The 18,000-nt window shown below is 64.2% G+C and carries 18 protein-coding genes, 1 tRNA gene and 1 pseudogene; 9 read left to right on the top strand and 11 right to left on the bottom strand.

The window, feature by feature from the left end:
• The first annotated feature begins 72 nt into the window (after nucleotides 1-72).
• The 9 genes from pheT (at nucleotide 73) to G3480_RS08245 (ending at nucleotide 9,570) form a co-directional block, all read left to right on the top strand.
• On the top strand, nucleotides 73-2,451 hold the full coding sequence (gene pheT / locus G3480_RS08285; RefSeq protein ID WP_164653405.1) for a phenylalanine--tRNA ligase subunit beta: 2,379 nt from the start codon (nucleotides 73-75) through the stop codon (nucleotides 2,449-2,451).
• Nucleotides 2,452-2,455: 4 nt separating this feature from the next.
• Nucleotides 2,456-2,755 carry an integration host factor subunit alpha gene (gene ihfA / locus G3480_RS08280; RefSeq protein ID WP_164653404.1) on the top strand — a complete coding sequence of 100 codons (300 nt, stop codon included), beginning with the start codon at nucleotides 2,456-2,458 and terminating at the stop codon, nucleotides 2,753-2,755.
• A complete protein-coding gene (locus G3480_RS08275) occupies nucleotides 2,736-3,110 on the top strand; it encodes a MerR family transcriptional regulator (RefSeq protein ID WP_164653403.1) in 375 nt (124 codons plus the stop codon). Before ihfA ends, G3480_RS08275 begins: the two co-directional genes overlap by 20 nt.
• 37 nt (nucleotides 3,111-3,147) lie before the next feature.
• A tRNA-Pro gene (locus G3480_RS08270) sits at nucleotides 3,148-3,224 on the top strand.
• Between the two features lie 840 nt (nucleotides 3,225-4,064).
• A complete protein-coding gene (locus G3480_RS08265; RefSeq protein ID WP_164653402.1) occupies nucleotides 4,065-5,039 on the top strand; it encodes a hypothetical protein in 975 nt (324 codons plus the stop codon).
• A complete protein-coding gene (locus G3480_RS08260) occupies nucleotides 5,029-5,856 on the top strand; it encodes a hypothetical protein (protein WP_164653401.1) in 828 nt (275 codons plus the stop codon). Before G3480_RS08265 ends, G3480_RS08260 begins: the two co-directional genes overlap by 11 nt.
• 415 nt (nucleotides 5,857-6,271) lie before the next feature.
• Nucleotides 6,272-6,418, top strand: coding sequence for a hypothetical protein (locus tag G3480_RS08255; RefSeq protein WP_164653400.1), 147 nt, complete (start codon nucleotides 6,272-6,274; stop codon nucleotides 6,416-6,418).
• Between the two features lie 406 nt (nucleotides 6,419-6,824).
• The gene (locus G3480_RS08250; protein WP_164653399.1) at nucleotides 6,825-7,157 is read left to right on the top strand and encodes a hypothetical protein; all 333 of its coding nucleotides are present in this window, start codon (nucleotides 6,825-6,827) and stop codon (nucleotides 7,155-7,157) included.
• 142 nt (nucleotides 7,158-7,299) lie between these two features.
• Entirely contained in the window at nucleotides 7,300-9,570 is a 2,271-nt protein-coding gene (locus tag G3480_RS08245) for an ATP-dependent helicase (protein ID WP_164653398.1), read from the top strand.
• A gap of 255 nt (nucleotides 9,571-9,825) precedes the next feature.
• On the opposite strand, the pseudogene G3480_RS29455 reads toward G3480_RS08245, so the two are convergent.
• The 11 genes and pseudogenes from G3480_RS29455 to G3480_RS08190 form a co-directional block, all read right to left on the bottom strand.
• Nucleotides 9,826-9,957, bottom strand: a pseudogene (locus tag G3480_RS29455) (transposase); the annotation flags it as partial.
• 6 nt (nucleotides 9,958-9,963) lie between these two features.
• Nucleotides 9,964-10,395, bottom strand: a complete 432-nt coding sequence (locus G3480_RS27840) for a hypothetical protein (RefSeq protein ID WP_206171585.1) — start codon at nucleotides 10,393-10,395, stop codon at nucleotides 9,964-9,966.
• An 18-nt stretch (nucleotides 10,396-10,413) separates the two neighbouring features.
• A complete protein-coding gene (locus G3480_RS08230; RefSeq protein ID WP_164653397.1) occupies nucleotides 10,414-12,261 on the bottom strand; it encodes an ATP-dependent helicase in 1,848 nt (615 codons plus the stop codon).
• 7 nt (nucleotides 12,262-12,268) lie between these two features.
• On the bottom strand, nucleotides 12,269-14,080 hold the full coding sequence (locus tag G3480_RS08225) for an ATP-dependent nuclease (RefSeq protein ID WP_164653396.1): 1,812 nt from the start codon (nucleotides 14,078-14,080) through the stop codon (nucleotides 12,269-12,271).
• Between the two features lie 308 nt (nucleotides 14,081-14,388).
• Complete coding sequence (locus tag G3480_RS08220) at nucleotides 14,389-14,598, bottom strand: hypothetical protein (RefSeq protein WP_164653395.1); 210 nt, start codon at nucleotides 14,596-14,598, stop codon at nucleotides 14,389-14,391.
• Nucleotides 14,599-14,915: 317 nt separating this feature from the next.
• The gene (locus tag G3480_RS08215) at nucleotides 14,916-15,464 is read right to left on the bottom strand and encodes a class I SAM-dependent methyltransferase (RefSeq protein ID WP_240905678.1); all 549 of its coding nucleotides are present in this window, start codon (nucleotides 15,462-15,464) and stop codon (nucleotides 14,916-14,918) included.
• 138 nt (nucleotides 15,465-15,602) lie between these two features.
• The gene (locus tag G3480_RS08210; RefSeq protein ID WP_206171584.1) at nucleotides 15,603-15,884 is read right to left on the bottom strand and encodes a hypothetical protein; all 282 of its coding nucleotides are present in this window, start codon (nucleotides 15,882-15,884) and stop codon (nucleotides 15,603-15,605) included.
• Nucleotides 15,881-16,357: a phosphohistidine phosphatase SixA gene (gene sixA / locus G3480_RS08205; RefSeq protein ID WP_164653394.1), complete on the bottom strand. Its 477-nt coding sequence runs from the start codon at nucleotides 16,355-16,357 to the stop codon at nucleotides 15,881-15,883. Before sixA ends, G3480_RS08210 begins: the two co-directional genes overlap by 4 nt.
• Nucleotides 16,358-16,401: 44 nt before the next feature.
• Nucleotides 16,402-17,190 carry an SDR family oxidoreductase gene (locus G3480_RS08200; protein WP_164653393.1) on the bottom strand — a complete coding sequence of 263 codons (789 nt, stop codon included), beginning with the start codon at nucleotides 17,188-17,190 and terminating at the stop codon, nucleotides 16,402-16,404.
• On the bottom strand, nucleotides 17,183-17,482 hold the full coding sequence (locus G3480_RS08195) for a hypothetical protein (protein WP_240905677.1): 300 nt from the start codon (nucleotides 17,480-17,482) through the stop codon (nucleotides 17,183-17,185). Before G3480_RS08195 ends, G3480_RS08200 begins: the two co-directional genes overlap by 8 nt.
• 165 nt (nucleotides 17,483-17,647) lie before the next feature.
• Nucleotides 17,648-17,944, bottom strand: coding sequence for a hypothetical protein (locus tag G3480_RS08190; protein WP_206171582.1), 297 nt, complete (start codon nucleotides 17,942-17,944; stop codon nucleotides 17,648-17,650).
• Nucleotides 17,945-18,000: the final 56 nt, after the last annotated feature.

Genomic DNA, 18,000 nt, shown 5'->3' with positions numbered 1-18,000 from the left:
TCGAAGACAACGACTTTTCAGCTGCCTCATCCGTTTTCGTGATGACGCGGCTAAGACATAGGACAGCGGGACATGCGATTCAGTGAGGCGTGGCTGCGCGAGTGGGTGAGCCCACCCGTCGACACCCAGCAATTGGCCGATCAGCTCAGCATGGCGGGTCTCGAAGTGGACGCCGTCGAGCCTGCGGCTCCGGTGTTCAATGGCGTGACCATTGGTCTGGTGCAGGGCATCGCGCCCCACCCGGATGCCGCCAAGTTGCGGATCTGTACCCTGGATGTGGGGCAGGGCGACCCGCTGCAGATCATCTGCGGCGCGGCTAACGTGGCCGAGGGCATGCGGGTTCCCGTGGCGACCATCGGCGCCGTGCTGCCGGGCGATTTCAAGATCAAGAAGGCCAAGCTGCGGGGCATCGAGTCCTTCGGCATGATCTGCTCGGCGAGCGAACTGGGCTTGGCCGAATCCTCCGACGGCATCCTGCCCTTGCCTGTGGACGCGCCCATTGGTGAGGACTTCCGCCGTTGGCTGAGCCTCGATGACCATTGCATCGAAGTGGATCTGACGCCCGACCGCGGCGATTGCCTCAGCCTTGCTGGGCTGGCGCGTGAGGTTGGCGTCATCAACCGCGTGCCGCTGACAGCGCCCGTCATCGAGTCAGTCGCGCCCGCCTCTGACGAGCGGTTCCCGGTCCAACTCCTCGCCCCCGAGGCCTGCCCGCGCTACCTCTGCCGCGGCATCCGCAACATCGACGCGAGCGCCGAGACGCCGATGTGGATGCAAGAACGGCTGCGCCGCAGCGGCCTGCGCACCATCAGTCCGGTCGTGGACGTGACCAACTATGTCCTACTCGAGCTGGGGCAGCCGATGCATGGCTTCGATCTCGGCAAACTGGCGGGCGAGATCCGCGTGCGCATGGCCGAAGCCGGCGAGAAGCTCGCCCTCTTGAACGGCGAAACGGTGACCCTGCGCGCGGATACCCTGGTGATCGCGGACGCCGAAAAGCCGGTCGCGATGGCCGGTATCATGGGTGGATCCGACAGCGGAGTGAGCGAGGGTACACGCGACATCCTGCTCGAGAGCGCCTTCTTCGCGCCCATTGCCATCAGCGGCAAGGCGCGCAGCTACGGCTTGCACACGGACTCCTCGCACCGCTTCGAGCGCGGCGTGGACCCTGACCTGCAAGCGACGGCCCTGGAGCGGGCGACGCGACTGCTGCTCGACATCGTCGGCGGTGAGCCCGGTCCAATCGTCGAGGCCTGCTCCGACTCACATCGCCCCAAGCGCGAGCCGCTGCATCTGCGCGAGCGCCGCGTCACCCAGATCCTAGGGTTGGCGCTGCCGGCCGAGACCATCGTCGACATCCTCGAGCGCCTGGGCATGCGTCTGGAGCGGCTGGACGACGGCTGGCGGGTTACGCCGCCAAGCGCGCGCTTCGACCTCCTCATGGAAGTCGACCTCATCGCCGACATCGGGCGCATCCACGGCTACAACGAGATCCCGGTGACCCACGCCAGCGCGGCGTCCGCGACCAAGGCCCCGCCGGAGACCGCCTTCGATCTCGACCGCGCACGCCTGGCCCTGGTCGACCGTGGCTTTCATGAGGTCATCACCTACAGCTTCGTCAGCCCGGAGATGCAGGCGCTCGTCGCCCCGGATGCGGAGACCCTCAAGCTGGCGAATCCGCTGAGTTCCGAGCTGTCGGTCATGCGCACCAGTCTCTGGTCCGGATTGCTGCAGGCCGCGACCTACAATCAATCGCGCCAGATGGAGCGCGTGCGCATCTTCGAGTCCGGTCTGCGTTTTCGTTCGACCGACGATGGGCTCGATCAGACACCGGGTCTTGGCGGCCTGATCCTGGGGGCGCGGCTGTCTGAGCAGTGGGGCGAGCCTTCCAGCACGACCGACTTCTACGACCTCAAGGCGGACGTCGAAGCCGTGCTCGGGCTGACAGGTGCCCTGGAGCAATTCCGCTTCGTCGCGACCACCCATCCGGCGCTGCATCCCGGGCAGACGGCCGCGATCGAAAGGGACGGACAAGCGGTGGGTGTGATCGGAATGCTCCACCCCTTGCTGGCCAAGAAGCTCGACCTCGACGGCGATGTCTTCCTCTTCGAGCTGGATCTCGAGCCGATCGCCAAGGGCGTCCTGCCGAAGTTCGAGAAGATCTCACGCTTCCCGAGTATCCGGCGCGACATCGCCTTGGTCGTCGACGCCTCGGTCACCTTTGAGGCCGTCGCCGACTGCGTGCGTGCCGCGGCGTCCGATCTCTTGAAAGACATCATCCTCTTCGATGTCTACACCGGTGAGAACGTCGAGACTGGACGAAAAAGTCTGGCTTTGGGATTGATTTTACAGTCTTCTTCTCAGACACTTGAAGACAACATCATTGAGACGACGGTGGGGCGAATCGTCACAAGCCTCACCACCCAGATTGGCGCGAGATTGAGGGACTGAAGGTATGGCGTTGACCAAAGCCGAGATGGCTGAGCATCTTTTCGACCAGCTGGGTCTGAACAAGCGCGAGGCCAAAGAAATCGTCGAGATGTTCTTCGAGGAGATCCGCACGGCCTTGGAGCGCGGGGAGCAAGTCAAGCTGTCGGGCTTCGGGAACTTCGATCTGCGCGAAAAAAAGGAGCGCCCGGGCCGTAATCCCAAAACAGGCGAAGAAATCCCCATCACCGCCCGCCGAGTCGTCACCTTCCGCCCTGGCCAGAAGCTCAAGTCACGGGTAGAGGCCTATGCTGGAACCCACCGATAGCGCCGAGGATGTCGGAGACGGCGATCTTCCGCCGATTCCCGGCAAGCGCTATTTCACCATTGGTGAAGTGAGCGAGCTGTGCGGCGTCAAGCCGCACGTCCTGCGCTATTGGGAGCAAGAGTTCCCGCAACTCAGTCCAGTCAAGCGCCGTGGTAACCGGCGCTACTACCAACGTCACGACGTGCTCATGGTTCGGCAGATCCGCAGCCTGCTCTACGACCAGGGATTCACCATCGGCGGTGCCCGCCAGCAGCTCAGCGGCGAAGGTGCCAAACACGACCTCAACCAGACCCACCAAATCCTTCGCCAGATGCGCACAGAACTCGAAGAGATCCTTCAGGTCCTGAGACGTTGACACCTTTCGAATCAAACCGTAGTATTGCTCGTCTTTACGGGGCGTAGCGCAGCCTGGTAGCGCACCTGAATGGGGTTCAGGTGGTCGGAGGTTCGAATCCTCTCGCCCCGACCAATAAAATCAACGGCTTAGGTTATTTAATACCTAAGCCGTTTTTGTTTGAGTCACCATAGAGTCACCACGCGGTTGCAGGTCGGCTCTGCACCAACCACGGCCCTCTCGTTACCGCTCGTGCGGCTACCGCAGCATGCCCGCTGCTGGAGCGCACGGCTAAGGCGTGGAGCCGTGAACTCCCTCCGAGACGATCCCCCGTGCGTCGCACATCTCCGCAATGGTCCAGACGGGAAACCGCGGTACCACTCCGCATCCGTGCTCGACGCGTTTAAGGCTCATCCAGGTCACTGTCTGGCAGGGCGTAACCCGAGACGGCTGGCTGCGGTTATTAGCGGGGGTGACCTGTCCTTAAGCGCGGAATGACACCTCATTGAGTCAATGACTTGCGCTTCTTCGCTGGCTCAGACGCGCAGCACCGCTGGAGCACCGCTAGAACGACAGCGGTGACCGCTCCAGCGGACGGCGTTGCTCTTCGTTAGAAATTCTCTCCGGCACAAAGACTTGCCTGACATGATCGTGTCGCTCTGACCTGGAGAGCGGCGTCGATCCATCCCGCCGGTCGACGCCGGAGCGCACCAGCCGTCCTTCACTCCTTAGTCAAGATATCCGGAAGACCGGTATCCGGGGCAAGAGGAGCTAACGCTCCTGTCGTGTGAGACCGCTCTGGTGGGTGGACGATGCGGATTTTCCTGCTGAGACCCTCACACGCTCGGTGACTGCACCGCATCGATCTCCACGCCCAAACGGTCTGATGAGCGAGGGACCGTTAAAGGGGGCAGAAGACGGTCGAGATTTGCGATAGTCCCCGCCCATGTCATCCGCCCGGAGGGAAGGGGACCCATGCGAACCAGCTGGAATCGTCGCGAGCACGAGGCACTGAGGGGACTCTCGTTGCTTGCCAAAACCCTGTACTTACTCGTCTTTCGCCATCGGATGGACTATGCCACCGGGATCGCTGGCGGGGCGGCGTTTCCCATCACCTACCAGACCGTCCTCAGCGAGCTGGAATTCCTGCCAACCCCCGGCAGTACGCGGTCACGCCAGCTTCCGAGCAAAGGCGAAGTGCGTGCCGCGATCCGCGCCTTGGAGCGCCGCGGACTGCTCACCGATGCCGGCTCCGACCGGCGGCAAGGCTACGTCAAGCGGCTCGCGCTGGCAGACTGCGATAAAGCGCCGTCCGCGCAGCGGCCCGGCTCTGTGCCAGCAGATATGTCGACCCAAGCGACCCGGGTGCGACGTCCGCGCCAAACGCCATCGATGACACCACCTCCGGCGCCGACCGCTCCTGCGCGCGATCGGCCACCGCCGGCCGTGGCCGCTGAAAGCTCTACCCTCAGGGTGACCTCGGACCCGACGCCGGTCACACCTCAGGCGATCTCGCCGTCCGTACCCGTCCTGGAGTCGCTGGCGTACCGAGCGCTGACGTCTGAGTGCGTCGATCCGGAGCGTCCCGATCCTGTTTCGCAGGTCTTCGACTACTGGCACGCCACCATGAACAAGACCCGTTGCCGGCTCGATAACAAGCGCCGGCGCGCGATCGCAGGGCGCTTGAAGGACGGCTACAGCGTCGAGGAGCTACGCGAGGCCATCGACGGCTGCAAGGGCTCCGCGTGGCACCAGGGCGCCAACATCAACCGGCGCGTCTATGACGACATCGAGTTGATCTGTCGTGACGCCGTCAAGGTCGACCAGTTCCGCAGCATTGCCGATGCGGCCCAACGCGAGCAGCGCGAGCTGGAGGACTTCCTCAGCGGCGGCAATGGGAGCTCGGACAGCGCACGCACCTTCGACGGTGAGTACGCCCGTGTTGACTGAACTCCAGCGCCCGGCCTTTTCCGACCTGCTCGATCGCGCCAGTCGTCTCTACGGCCAGCCGCCCCTGCCAGCCGGCGTGAAACAGCTCTGGTGGGAGCTGCTCGCGCCCCGCTTCGCGCTCGAGGGGCTCCAGCAGGCGCTCGAGCGTCACCTGTGCGACCCCGATCGCGGCAGACGCTTTCCCCTGCCGGCCGACGTAATCGCGGCCGCCGAGGCCGATCAGGCGGGCGCGCCCAGCGCTGACGAGGCGTGGAGCATCGCCCTGGCCAGTTTCGACGAAACGCAGACGGTGTGCGCGACGACCGAGATCTTGGAAGCCCGCAATCTAGCGGCGTCAATCTACAACGCCGGCGACGTGGTGGGTGCCCGCATGGCCTTTCGCGCGGCCTACGAGCGGCTGCAACGTCAGCGGCGCGAGGACGGAACCCCCGTTTGTTGGACCCTGTCCTTGGGCTGGGATCCAGAGGGGCGCTCGATAGCGCTCCAACAGGCACGCACGGTGCGGCGTCTGAGCCATGTGCCCCAGGCGGTGACCGAAGGTCTGCCAGCCCGGTCTACGCCCGAGGCGCGGGGGATTCAGGCGGCACTCCTGAGCACCGCGTCACCCGGCGCCAAGGCACCGCCCCAGCGATGGCTCTCGGAACTGCGCGCCATCCTTCGCCACACGGAGGAAACGCTCGACGCACCACCGTCATCGGTTTCCGCCAGCGAGCAGACCTGGCAACAGGTGTCCCAGCTAGCCGTGGACGCCGTGTCATCCCAACCCTCCTGCTCCGAAGCATCCACGGCGAACGACGCGCCTGACGGTTCGTTCTAGGCGCCCGACGCGTCGTTGGGCGAGGCGCTCCCCGCAGGACTGTCTCAGAGGATGGACGGCGCGTGTGTCTGATGAGAAAGGCTTCTTTCCTTCTCCAAGGATCCTGCCTCGCCGCGAGGCCTCCAAGGGCGGTCGCGACGACGGCGGTTGCGTGAATCTGGTCGATTCATCGCGCTGAGCAAGTTCATCGTCATCGACGCTGTTGGCTACGGGCAGATGACTGAGCACCTGTGTCATTGGTCCGGACGTGACAGGTCGTTGAGGGCTGGCGCCAGGGCATCCCGGTGATCAGCGAGGCCCTGGAAGCCGGGTGTATGTCTTCGGCGAGCGCGATGTTCAGGACGCCCGCGAGGGTGCCCTGAAGCTCTACAGCTGGCTGCTTGGGTAGCCGAGCGCGCGCGCCCATGAGCGCGCCATGCTGCGGATCGGCCCCAAGGCACAGCGCAGCGAAACTCGGCGTGATACCGCGCTCGCCACCCTGGAGCAGGCGCGGCTGGTCTACCGCGACGGTTCTCAGTGGGGTGTGATCACACGCCCGGATGAGGAGGAGGGTGGCGCATGAACGTCCTCGACCTTGTCGCCGATTTGTTGACACCCGCCCTGGAAGAGGCCGCTCAGGCGTCCTCCAACCGGGGCGACAGGGGCGACACGGGCGACAACGCTTCTGTTTCAAGGTCTTGCGCTTCACTCCAAGGGGGCGACACGGGGGCGACAAAGGGCGACATTGAGCCGTCCTTGGTGGCGATGTCGCCCCTTGTCGCCCCTCTGTCGCCCCCACAACAAAGGCGCAAGCGCTTGTTTCGAGGGTAATGTCGCCCTTGTCGCCCCTGTCGCCCAGCCCAGATTCACCATCGAGTGAGATGAATTGTGAACCGTGTACAATCGCGCCGATGGCCGGATGCGCGCCTTCGACGCTAACACCACCTGAAAAGCGGGCTTTAACCGGAGGACGGTTTGCGACAGGAGGGGTGACCGAGCCGCTCGATCCGCAGGTGCTGAGCGATGAACGGGCCACTCGGAGTGCGCGTGATCAGACGGGACCATCGGCGTCGGAGCCTCCAGCGACAGCATCGCCGTCTGGAGAACAGGCGGCAGGGCGCCGGCGTGCGTCCGACTCGGAGCACCTCAGCGATCGTGACGACACCCGCTATCGGCTCTGGGATGCGATCAAACCCCATGGGCAGAGTCTGTCGGTGTCGCTGATCCCGCCCGCGACCCATGCCGAGATGCAGGAGGCGCATCCGCAGTGGTGGATCACGCCCGTGATCGAACCTAGCGAAACGAATTCAGGCGGCCGATGAGGCTGGGTCAGCCTCTCCGAGACAGGTCACGTTGACCTTGGCGGACGCCGCTTCAACAATGCAAAGCGCGTCGTGACGCACTGACCACCCAGGCGCATCCTCCTGACACGCCACGGCCATCGCTTCAGAGATCCGTTCTATCATGCCCGCGTTGACCTACACCGAGGAGCAAAGACGCTCGATCGAGCACCCCAGGGGCCACTCCCTGACCTTCGCCGTGGCCGGCTCCGGGAAGACGCACATGCTCGTGGGGCGCGTGCTCTTCCTACTCGAGCAGGGCCTGATGCCCGAGCGCATCCGGGTGTTGGCCTTCAACCGGGCCGCCGCGACCGAATTCCGCGATCGTCTCACCGAGGCGCTTCCCGTTGGCGCGAAGGTGCCTGAGGTGCGTACCTTTCACAGCCTGGGCCTGAGGCTCACGGCGCACTTCGAGACGGTCGGCCTGCTGCCGCGGCGGCGCTTGGAGACCAAGGAGGCCGTGGCCAAGGCCCTCGCGCGTCAAGCCGCCCAGGCCGCCTTGCGCGAGGAAGGCGCCGACGACTATCCAAGCCCGGACGACCTGGAGGCCTTCGCCCGCTTCATCGACCTGGTGAAATCCGACCTCCTCTCCGCGGCCGACGCCTTCGAGGCGCTCTCGATCCCGCCTCAGTATGGCTATTTCATCCGCGGTTTTGCGCGCTTCGAGGAGGCGCGCGCACAGCAAGGTCTGCGCTTCTTCGCCGACCTGCAAAGTGAGCCCGTCGCGCTCTTGTCTCACAGCGCCGAGGCACAGCGGATGGTCACCAACAAGCTCGACGCCGTCATCGTCGATGAATTCCAGGACGTCAGCCGGGTGCAGGTCGAACTGCTCCGCCACCTCGTCGGCACACGCGCAAGCCTCAGTGCGGTCGGCGACGACTCCCAGTGCATCTATGCCTGGCGTGGCAGCAAACCGCAGTTCATGGGTGATGATTTCGACCACTGCTTTCCCGGTGCGACCCGCTACAGCCTCTCGCGCACCTTTCGCTTCGGTCATTCAGTTTCGCTCGCCGCCGCCCAGCTCATCGCGCACAACGCCGATCGCATCGACACCTTATGCGTCTCGGCGCCCGGAACGCCCCACACGCGCATCGAGGTGATTCGTGGCACCTCGAGCGGGGATCAGGCGGACGTCGTGGCGGCCATCGAGGCTTGGCACCACAGCGGTCGGCGCAACCGTGACTGTGCCGTGCTCGGGCGGCTCTGGGGCCAGACCCTGGGGCTGGAACTCGCCCTGCTCGAGCGCGGCATCCCCTTCACCAAGCCCGGCAAGGACACCGCCTTCCAGGTCCCCGATGTGGCCGGTCTGCTCGGCTACCTGCGCCTCGCCGCCGGCACCCTGTTCGAGGCGCCGAACGCGCGCGAGATCATCCGACACATGCTGGGTACCCCGAGCCTGCGCCTCGCCAATCGCGTGCTCGACGCCCTGATCGAGGCGATCCTCCAAGCCCCCGAGCAAGGCGCCGTGGCCATCGCCCAGGTCGCCAAGCGCGTCAAGACGCCCTTTCACGCCGAGAAGATCCGCGAGCGCGCGGCGCTGTGGCGCGAGGCCACCCAATGGCGTGCGTGGCCGGCCGCCGACGCCCTGCGCCTCTACGCCGCGCGGACGGACCTCCTGCGCGCCTATGCGACATCCGCCGACAGCGACACCGCCTCCGAAAAGCAGCTGGCCTACGACACCCTCCTTGGATGGGCGACGCGAACCGCGACCTCGGTGCCGGACTTTCTGTCCCGGATGGACGACCTGCGCCGCACGGCCGAGCGCTACGCCGCCGGCGGCGACGTGGTCTTGATCTCCTCGATCCACCAGGCGAAGGGCCGCGAATGGCCCATGGTGGTGGTCCTGGGGCTCGAGGAAGGCCTGTTTCCCGCAAAACGCGCCGATCGCCAGGAGGAACGGCGCTTGGCCTACGTCGCCTTGACGCGTTGCAAAGAGGCACTGCATCTAGTGATCCCCCCGGATGCACACTTCGACGCCCAGTGGCGTGGCGAGCCGATGAAGCCCTATGGTCTGGCTAGATGCAACGCGAGCCCCTTCGCGTTCGAGGCGCGCCTGCGGACCAGCCGTGAACTCGGTGAGGCCATCACCCGCCATCTTGAGGGTGAAGAACCGCTTGCGACCCTTCCGCCGGCGCCGACCGCTCGGCTCGCGGTGCTCAATCGCTATCTCGGTGAGGTCGGCATCGAAGCGCGATACGAGCGGCCGGCGTCGATGGCTCCTCGCAGCGGTGAGCCTCAGCGCCCGCCGCGTTGGGCGTTGAACGACCGCGTTCGGCATCGCGTATTCGGGGAAGGCTTTATTGTCGGCTTCGTTGATCGTGATATCGTCGACATCGATTTTCACGGCCAACTGCGACGGATCAAAACGAGTGTGGCTCCGCTGGAGCGGCTGTGACGGTTGATGGCCCGCTCTGCGCGTTGAGAGCATTGCAAGCGGGGTGGGGGGCTCGATGCGCCTTTTCGCCATCTCCGGTAAGCCGACGCTTAGTCTTCGGCGCGATCTGGTCGCAATGTCCCAGCTACAGTCGCTGACGCTGTCGAGGCCAGCGTCTGGAAGACGCGCATTGCTGTCACTCACGCCCGCGAGAGTCCACAGGCCGCTGGGACAAGAAGCGGACACTCCATCTGCAGCGGTGGGGCGAAAATGTACGGATTGCGGAATATCACCGGCATCCTCGGCTGGCTCGAAGACCCCGTCGATGACGCAGCAATGGTAATGGACGTGCCGGTTGAGGGAGGCACCGAAGCGGGGATGCGAGCCGGTGCGGCTGCCCTGGCGCAGAGGGGCCTAGATGACGCGCAGCAGGATGTGCAGCACCGCGCTGATCGCCCGCGGCTCGCGTTCCAGATACCAGCGCAAATGTTTGGGCACCAAGAGAACCCACTGGCACCATGTGAATATCGGTGCTGATCCCCTGGTGGTCAGAGACGGACAGTCGATGATCTCAAAGCCGGCGAGGTTGAACGCGGGTCGGAAACTCTGGTAGAGACCTGAGGGTTGAAGGTAGCAACGGCGGACCAGTATGCGACGCCGCGCCTCATCTGGCGCGGGCTGGGGCAGATCCAGTGAATCGACCAGCCAGTTCATCCACCGCTGAGGCGTCCTGGCGAACCGGTCGGCGACCGACGGATCGAACTTGCAGAGCCCGGAATAGACGCTGTCGAAGTCGACGAAGAGTGCGCTTTCCAAGCCGATGTTCCCGCGGAATCCGTGCTTCACGACGACGGCGCGCGTCTGTCAGGTCAGTCCGAGCTGCTGAAGGAAGCGTGAGGGTATCTGCGCTTTGGACGAACCCCAAGGCATCATCCGTTGCTCCGCATAGGAGAAGCACAGAAGGCGCTTGGAACGGGTCGCGGCGACGAACAGGTTACGTCGCTCTTCATCCAACGCCGATCCGGCCGCACGGTAGTCGGGGAAGACACCCTCCATCATGCCCATGATCACGACAACATCGAACTCCAAGCCTTTTGCTGAGTGCACCGTCAGCAGCGCAAGCCCGTCCTCGCGCGGCTGCTGGGTAGCGCCTAGAGCGATCTGCCCGAGGAAGGTCCGCAGGCTTCGTTGCAGGCCCGAAGCGCGGCGCACGAAGCGGTCCCAATCCTTACGCCATTGGCTTATGTCCTGCAGGACCATCGCGCGGTCATCGTCCTTCAGTGCATCGTCGGCGTAGGCCGCAAGGTGATCGAGCGCCGGCCCGAGACGGAGCTCACTGTCATTCAAATCCAAGCGTTGCACCGCTTCAAGGATAACGCGGCGAGGATTCCCACTCGGGAAGCGCTCCAGCTGCTGCATCAAAGCGCTGCAATCTAACGGTTCCGGGCGATCTGACTCCGAGACATCGATACGCCACCGATTCAAGAGTTGTTCCAAATGCAGGCGGTCACCGGGATTCGCCAAGAGGCGCAGACATATTTCGAAGTCTTCCAGCAGATCGGATTCGCTCTCCTGTTGCGTCGAGAGGTGTTTGTAGTAGGTCCAGCCCTCTCTAGATAGTGCGGGTTCCAAGCGGTTGAAGACGTAGCGGTTGCGTCCCAGGATCGCACACCGATCTAGCGTGATCTCTCCCTCGATATCCGCGTGTCCCGAGGCCTGTAGGTCGAGCAGATAGGCGATGACTTGGCGTGCTTCGTCCTCCTCATCCCGACCCCGAAGCACGGTGACCTCGCCGGCAATGGGGTACTCGCCTTCCACCTCATAATCGGGGGACAGCCGGACGGCAATCTCCACGACCGCGGCTGACGAGCGAAAGTTTTGGTTCAGAGCGATTCTCTGTGCCTCAAAGTCGCGCTCGAACAGGTCCAGGTACTTGGGATGAGCACCATTCCACTGGAAGATCGCCTGTTTCGGGTCTCCCACCATCATCAGGTTGCGGTAAGAGGAGCCGCACAAGGCCTGAAGCAGGCGGTACTGTGCCTCGTTGAGATCCTGTGCCTCGTCGATGCAGATGTAGCGGTAAAGCCTGCGGTAGAAACCGGCGATCTTCGGGCGCTCCAAGAAGAGGCGATAGGTGAGCAGCAACAAGTCATCGTAGTCAATGGCGCGCGACGCCCGCATCCCTTGATCATAAGCGAGGTAGAGCCTGCCGAAACGAGAGTCTTCAACCGCGTCCGGAAGCAACAGCTGTCCCTTTGCATCCGAGATCGCGTCGAGGAACTGCCACAGCGCCTTGTCTTGATCGCGGACCGATCCTTTCGAGAGCAAGATCTGCCTGAACTCGGGGTCGGCGAGCATCGCTTGGCGAAGTACCTGCTTGCGATCCTGGAACTGTTCGAACAGATTGGGCGCCCCATCGATGCCGACCTGCTGGCCGCGGCTGGTTAGGACCTCCATGCAGAAGCTGTGCAGGGTGCCGATGAAGGCGCGTTGATGGATGTCCGGAATTTCCTTCAGGCGCTCGCGCATCTCATTGGCGGCCTTATTGGTGAAGGTCAGAGCGAGTACGCGAAAATGCCCATCGCTCTCACACACGAGCCGCCGGACGCGTTCCGTCAGCACCCGTGTTTTACCGGAGCCGGGGCCGGCCACCACCAACAGGGCGCCTTCACCGTGCTGGACGACGCGGGCTTGGTCTTTGGAGAGGTTCATGGCGTGCTCAGGTCGCTTGGGTCAAGCCCAAGCGTAGGGACATAGTCTCGAGAAGCTCTCGGATCAATGTCGGGAAACGCGACGTCGGGTCTGTCATCGACGTGATGGCCAAGGCAAGCGGCAAGGCGTACCGCGTCTTGTTCGCCGATAGTTCCTGCTCGATCTTCGCGAGCTTGTTTGATTCGTTTGCCCATTGATGCCTCAGCGCCGCCTCATGCTGAGGCGTCCGGGAATTCTCTTTGATAATCATTTCGACCAAAACGGCCTCATAGACAGGTTGGATCAAGTAGGCCTCGAAGTCCTTGCCGCCAGGAATCACGAGGACGTTGTCGTTGGCGCTGTCGCTTAGGTCGGAGGGGCGACCAAGATTTCCGAGCATCGTGAGCAGACTAGCGATGGTTTGGGGCTCACCATCGGAGAAGATGAACCAGGGGATATCAAAGCTCTCGGCGAGGCGCACAAAGGGCAGATAGGCTTGACCGCCAACGCCAATCATCGAGATCCCCAAGGTGTGTATATGCTCGCCCCAGTAAGCCTTCGCGAAGAAGGGCAAGGCCTGTTCCTCCGTCTCGCCCTCGAAGAACACCAAGGCCCTGGCGAACAGGAGTTCGCCGCGAGTATTGAGCACCATGCGGTCGATCTTGCGCAGGTCTTCCGGACTTAGGCCGGAAAGGGTCATTTGGGAGACCGTCGTCTCGGCGCCTTCCTTGCGAAAATGCCTGAACTGGCCGATCTCGGCCTGGGCCGCAATGTACGGGGAGTGCGTGCTGATAAAGCGCTGACCGGGGATAGCCTCGATCTGGGCGAACAATGCCCTTTGGGCCTGGGGATGGAGGTGGGCCTCTGGCTCCTCCAGCGCTAACAGGGAATGTACGGCGCCGCCGCTGTCCCGTATTTGGCGCCACTGGCTGTAGGCGCGAAAGGTCAAGACCGCCGCTAGGCTGCGGGTTCCCATGCCGTGGCGGACCAGCGGAAAGGTCTGGGCACCCTTGGTCGAGAAGCCAATGTCCATACCCCGGCTGAGATCGCGCAGATGACGGGCCAGCGGCGTCACGTTGACCGCTCCCCTGCCGGACGAAACCGTCTTGTAAAGATCGTCGAGATGGGTTTGAACATGTGAGAGCACCGGGCTGCCATCGACGATGCTGGCGTTGAGCTTTGACAGTATCCGCTCGATCTTGGCAACCGTCTTTTCGGGCAGACCCGGATCGGAGATCAGCTTGTGCCAGAAGGAGCTGCGGCTTTGCAACTCGTCCTGGATGTCCCTCTTGGCATCCAACAGGTACAGGGCGATGGGTTCGAGCTGCGCGGTAGCGACAGCACCAGGCACGGTATTGGCGGCGTCGAGATCCGCCGCCGACGACCATTCGGCGAGAAATTGTCGCTTGGTCTCGTACTCCGCCTTACCCATATTCCAAGCCATCTTGGTACGGATGGCCATGAAGTCGTTGTCGTCCGCGTCTTGCGATATGCCGGTCCCCCAGAGCTCAAGCCAGTAGGAGCCTACGGGAAATTCGTCCAGGATTCCGGACGGATCCGCCGGGCGGAACAGCAGATCGATAACGATCGTCCGCTCCTGCGGCACCTTCGCCTCGCCGATGCCCAGAAATAGGTCGTCGGACGTGAGGACCCTGCGACCTGCGCCGATTGCAGCATAAAGGGCTTCCAAGAGACTGGTCTTTCCCGAGTTGTTCTCACCGATCAAGACCGTCAGCTCGTCGAATCGAATGTCCACCGCGCGCAGCGAGCGAAAGTTGCGAATGCGCGCCTCGACTAAGCGCAAGCCGCTGTCGACGCTGGTGGGGTTTACGGATGCCATCTACAAAGTCTCTGAATCTATGTGGTTTGCTGAACAACGACACCATAGTAGCAAAGCACTCCCGAATGCGATTGCTCATGGACGGATAGGCAATCCAACGGCCTCTGGGCGTCTGGCGGCGCCCGGGGCGACACCTGGGCGTTGAAGCGACCGGTGGATTGACGATCGGCCAAGGCGCCATCTGGGCGCTCAGCGGCCTCACGATGGAGCAGACATGCCGTGTTGCCGAGCGCTGGAACGCGATCCCCGGGCCCAGCGGACGGGCGGCACACAGGGGCGGTTGCAGCCTCGCTTGCAGGAGGAGGCGGCTACCAGGCGATGCGCTGATCAAACTCGACATGGGGCTCGGGCTGGCCGTGGAGGTCCCAGTCGGGCATCGGCCCGAGATCATCGTCCCAGCCGGTCAGTCCGCGCGCGGGGGCGATCCGGGGTGGGCGTGACGGCTCACCGATATGGTTGAGGATCTGCTCGATGGGAGCGGCATCCGTAATCAACGCAGCGCTCGTCTTTGCGTTCACGGGGCCGCGAACGGCCTATTGCCCACCGGGAATTTCTAGAGCCCGAGAGGGTGAAACCGTCTGCGGGAGATCGCCTCGCAACGTTCGCTTTGTGTAACCTTTTCCGGATCGTCTCTTCGGCGGTCAGTGACGGCAAGGCGTCCTGAGCAGTCACTGTGAGCATAAAGGGGAGTGCCCGGTATCCGCGTGATACGGACACAGCACGAGCAAACTCCCCTGTCCGCTTTTCTGGGGCGACGGGCTCATCACCGAGGGTCTGTCGGAAGGTGCAAGACGCGTCCCGCGTGGTTGACAGCGCGCCCTGGCGATGCCCCTGATCAGGGATGACGTTTGCGGAACCGGATGAAGAAGTTCTCGCGCAGTTCGAGCGGCTCATCAATGAGGTCGAACCCGGCCTGCGTGACCTCCTTGATGACGGTGCGGCGATCAGCGCGGACATGCTCGATGATCCAAGGCGCGCTGACGTCCGGCTCCCGTCGGTCGTCGATGATCGCGAGCACGCCGCCGGGTGCCAGTGCTTCGCGGATAGAGGCGAGCATCGCGTCCGGATACTCGAAGTGATGATAGGTGTCGCACAGGAAGACCAAATCGACAGTGGCGGTATCTAACGCGACGCTTGTCTGCTGGTTGACCACCGGCACCACATTCTCGAGTCCTTCGGCGCGTGCATGACGCCGAATCGAGTCGACGAAGGATTCCGAGACGTCCACCGCATAGACCCTCCCGCTCGGACCCACCGCCTCGGCAAAGCGCAGTGTGAAGAGTCCGGTTCCGGCGCCAACATCGGCGATCCACAGTCCGGGAGGAATCTGAGGCGATTTCCGGGAAACAACATACCTGCGGTTTCGATCCCGTAGGATGGGCAAAGCCCTGGCGATGCGCTTCTTTCGGAGTGCCGAGGGTCGCGGGGCGTGCCCATCATCCCAGCTCAGCGTCTTGCAAGATGGGCACGTCCGTCTGGCGTCGAGGCTAGGATCGAGCCCAGAGCGCGGACTTTGCCCATCCTACCGATCCGGATCTATTTGGGTAAGATCATTTCCGGAAATCGCCTGAAGCGCCTGCAGGATCTCGACGCGGCGGTCGAAGACCTCTCGACCGCTGCGCTCGAAGATGGATTCCCAGCGCTGGGGATCGGCGCCATGGTAGTGGGCGTTGATCTCCGGTCCGACCGCCGGGGTCTCGGCGGCCGACAGGACGGGCAGGAGGAGCCACAGCGCGATCAGCGCTGGGCCGCGGAGATGTTGGGCGATGGGCATCAGGCGTTGACCTCTGCGCGTCAATCTCATCGGGAGACCTCCGTCAAGAGCTCCGGTCGGAGCATCCCGGCCAGCCTCCAGTGACCGTCCGCGTCGCGCTCCAGACAGGCCAGGCTGCCCGGCTGAAAGGCGAGCAGCGCCTGGTTGGCGTCGGCAACGAGCAGGTGGGCGGCGAGCCGCCCCACAAAGGGCAGATGCCCGACGATCAAGGTGTCCGCTGACCAGTCGGCGATCTCCGAGGCCAGCGCCTCCACCGGGTCATTCGGCTTGAGGCCGCCGCGCGCCTGCGGCGCTGCGCTCGCCCGCAGCGGTCCGGCCAGGATCTTCGCGGTCTGCGCCGCCCGGGTCTTGCTGCGGTGCAGCACCGGCTCAACCACGATCCGGGCTCGACCCAGGCGCGCCGCGAGACGCTCAATGTCTGTACGGCCCTGCGGGCTCAAGGGACGCTCGGGATCGACGTCCTCGGGGACGGCCAAGCCATGCTGTGCGAGGTAGAGGTGCATCTTGGACTCCGAATCGTTTGGATAGCAGGCTCCCCCGGCCCGGCTCACTCCGCATAGCGCATGGTCCGCGTCATGCCGCCGTCGACCACCAGGTTCTGCCCGGTGATGAAGCCGGCTTGCGGGCTGGCCAGAAAGGCGACTGCCGCGACGATGTCGGCCGGCTCGCCGATCCGCCCCACGGCATGCTGGGCCTGGTCGATGGAGCGGTGTGTCGGGTTTTGGCGCCTGCCCGGTTTTTGCCAGGGGCCGGTCTCGATCCAGCCCGGACTGACCGCATTGACGCGGATCTCCGGTCCCAGGCTGATGGCCAGGGCATGGGTGAGGGCCAGCAGCCCACCCTTGGCCGCTGCATAGGCCTCGCACTGCGGCTCGGATTGGAGCGCGCGGGTCGATGCGATGTTGACGATGGCCCCGCGCCGCGCGCGCAGCCCAGGGATGGCCGCGCGGGTGCAGAGAAAGGCGCCGGTCAGATGACTGTCCTGCCAGCGGCGCCAGGCGGCGAGTGTCAGGGATTCCAGCGGACCGCTGACCGGATCGGCAATGCCCGCATTGTTGACCAACAGATCGATCCCCTCGGGCTGGTTGGTGCGTGCCTGCCACTCGGCCAGGGCCGCGAAGGCCGCGGTTACGGCCGCTTCCTCGCCCACATCCGCTGTGCATCCCAATAGGTCCTGGTGCTTCAGGCTGGCCTCCAGATCGGCTATGGCCTCGGCATCACGGTCCAGGACCAGGACCCGCCAGCCCGCGCTCAGGAAATGCTGCGTCAGGGCGCGGCCGATGCCTTGCGCGCCGCCCGTGACGATCGCGACCGGCGTTTGGTCCGCCTCAGTCATCGCCAGTGCTCCTCTGTGCGGCGGCGTTTGTGGCCCCGGCCGGGATGCCGTGGCCCACGTCGATCGGCTCGGGCCTCACCTGCCGCCGATAGCCCCGCTGCTGGCGTCGCCGCGTGATCGCCTCGAGCTTTCCCAAGCCCTCCGCCTCAGAGGCCACGCCGACGATGCGCAGGCGTCCGCGCCGTGAGCCGAGTGCGCCCCAGCACAGAACCAGCGTCCAGTCGCCGAGCAGGTCCTGAACCAGATCGACCAGGTCGTAGCGATCCTTCTCCGCATGGATCCAGCGTTGCATGGCGTCCGCCCACCAGGAAACATTGGTCCAATGATGGCACAGGAAGGGTTCATTGCTGGCTGGACCGTTTCAGGTTGAGGAGGACGTGTGTGCGGCGCAAAAAATCCCTGCCAGGGCGGCAGGGCAAGGACGGCCGAACAGGAACTGGAGCACGCGTCGCTGAGATCAGCCCGTGGGCGTGGGCCGCGGCCGGGATGGTGGCGTTGACTCAGCCATCGGACGTTGGCAGTGCACCTCACCGCCGTGTGTCAGACCGCAGACCTGCCCGTCGAGCGCCAGTGCATGTGTCCGCAGCCCGGCGCGCCACGCGGCGCCGGCGAGCCTCGGCTCGGGCGCATGGGTGGCACAACGCGGTAAGGGCATGCGGATCAGATGCGGGGTCGGTGGTGGCTGGATCGGTGGTGCGGCACAACCGACCAGACTGGCGAGCGCGGCGATGCTGAGCAAGGGATGCAGACGCATGGGGCAGGGACTCCGCGGATGGCACTGTCTGCGATCCTAGTCCGCCGACCTCACCC

It is taken from the genome of Thiorhodococcus mannitoliphagus (assembly GCF_010915725.1).
Taxonomy (GTDB): Bacteria; Pseudomonadota; Gammaproteobacteria; order Chromatiales; family Chromatiaceae; genus Thiorhodococcus; species Thiorhodococcus mannitoliphagus.
The sequence above is the reverse complement of the archived record's forward strand: the minus strand, read 5'-3'. Positions and strand labels throughout refer to the sequence as shown.

Coding starts and splice junctions, on each gene's coding strand:
- G3480_RS08200 (WP_164653393.1), bottom strand. CDS start 17,190: ATGACTGAGGCGGACCAAACGCCGGTCGCGATCGTCACGGGCGGCGCG.
- sixA (WP_164653394.1), bottom strand. CDS start 16,357: ATGCACCTCTACCTCGCACAGCATGGCTTGGCCGTCCCCGAGGACGTC.
- G3480_RS08225 (WP_164653396.1), bottom strand. CDS start 14,080: ATGGCATCCGTAAACCCCACCAGCGTCGACAGCGGCTTGCGCTTAGTC.
- pheT (WP_164653405.1), top strand. CDS start 73: ATGCGATTCAGTGAGGCGTGGCTGCGCGAGTGGGTGAGCCCACCCGTC.
- G3480_RS08230 (WP_164653397.1), bottom strand. CDS start 12,261: ATGAACCTCTCCAAAGACCAAGCCCGCGTCGTCCAGCACGGTGAAGGC.
- G3480_RS08245 (WP_164653398.1), top strand. CDS start 7,300: ATGCCCGCGTTGACCTACACCGAGGAGCAAAGACGCTCGATCGAGCAC.
- G3480_RS08275 (WP_164653403.1), top strand. CDS start 2,736: ATGCTGGAACCCACCGATAGCGCCGAGGATGTCGGAGACGGCGATCTT.
- G3480_RS08190 (WP_206171582.1), bottom strand. CDS start 17,944: ATGCGTCTGCATCCCTTGCTCAGCATCGCCGCGCTCGCCAGTCTGGTC.
- G3480_RS08210 (WP_206171584.1), bottom strand. CDS start 15,884: ATGAGATTGACGCGCAGAGGTCAACGCCTGATGCCCATCGCCCAACAT.
- G3480_RS08265 (WP_164653402.1), top strand. CDS start 4,065: ATGCGAACCAGCTGGAATCGTCGCGAGCACGAGGCACTGAGGGGACTC.
- G3480_RS08195 (WP_240905677.1), bottom strand. CDS start 17,482: ATGCAACGCTGGATCCATGCGGAGAAGGATCGCTACGACCTGGTCGAT.
- ihfA (WP_164653404.1), top strand. CDS start 2,456: ATGGCGTTGACCAAAGCCGAGATGGCTGAGCATCTTTTCGACCAGCTG.
- G3480_RS08255 (WP_164653400.1), top strand. CDS start 6,272: ATGCTGCGGATCGGCCCCAAGGCACAGCGCAGCGAAACTCGGCGTGAT.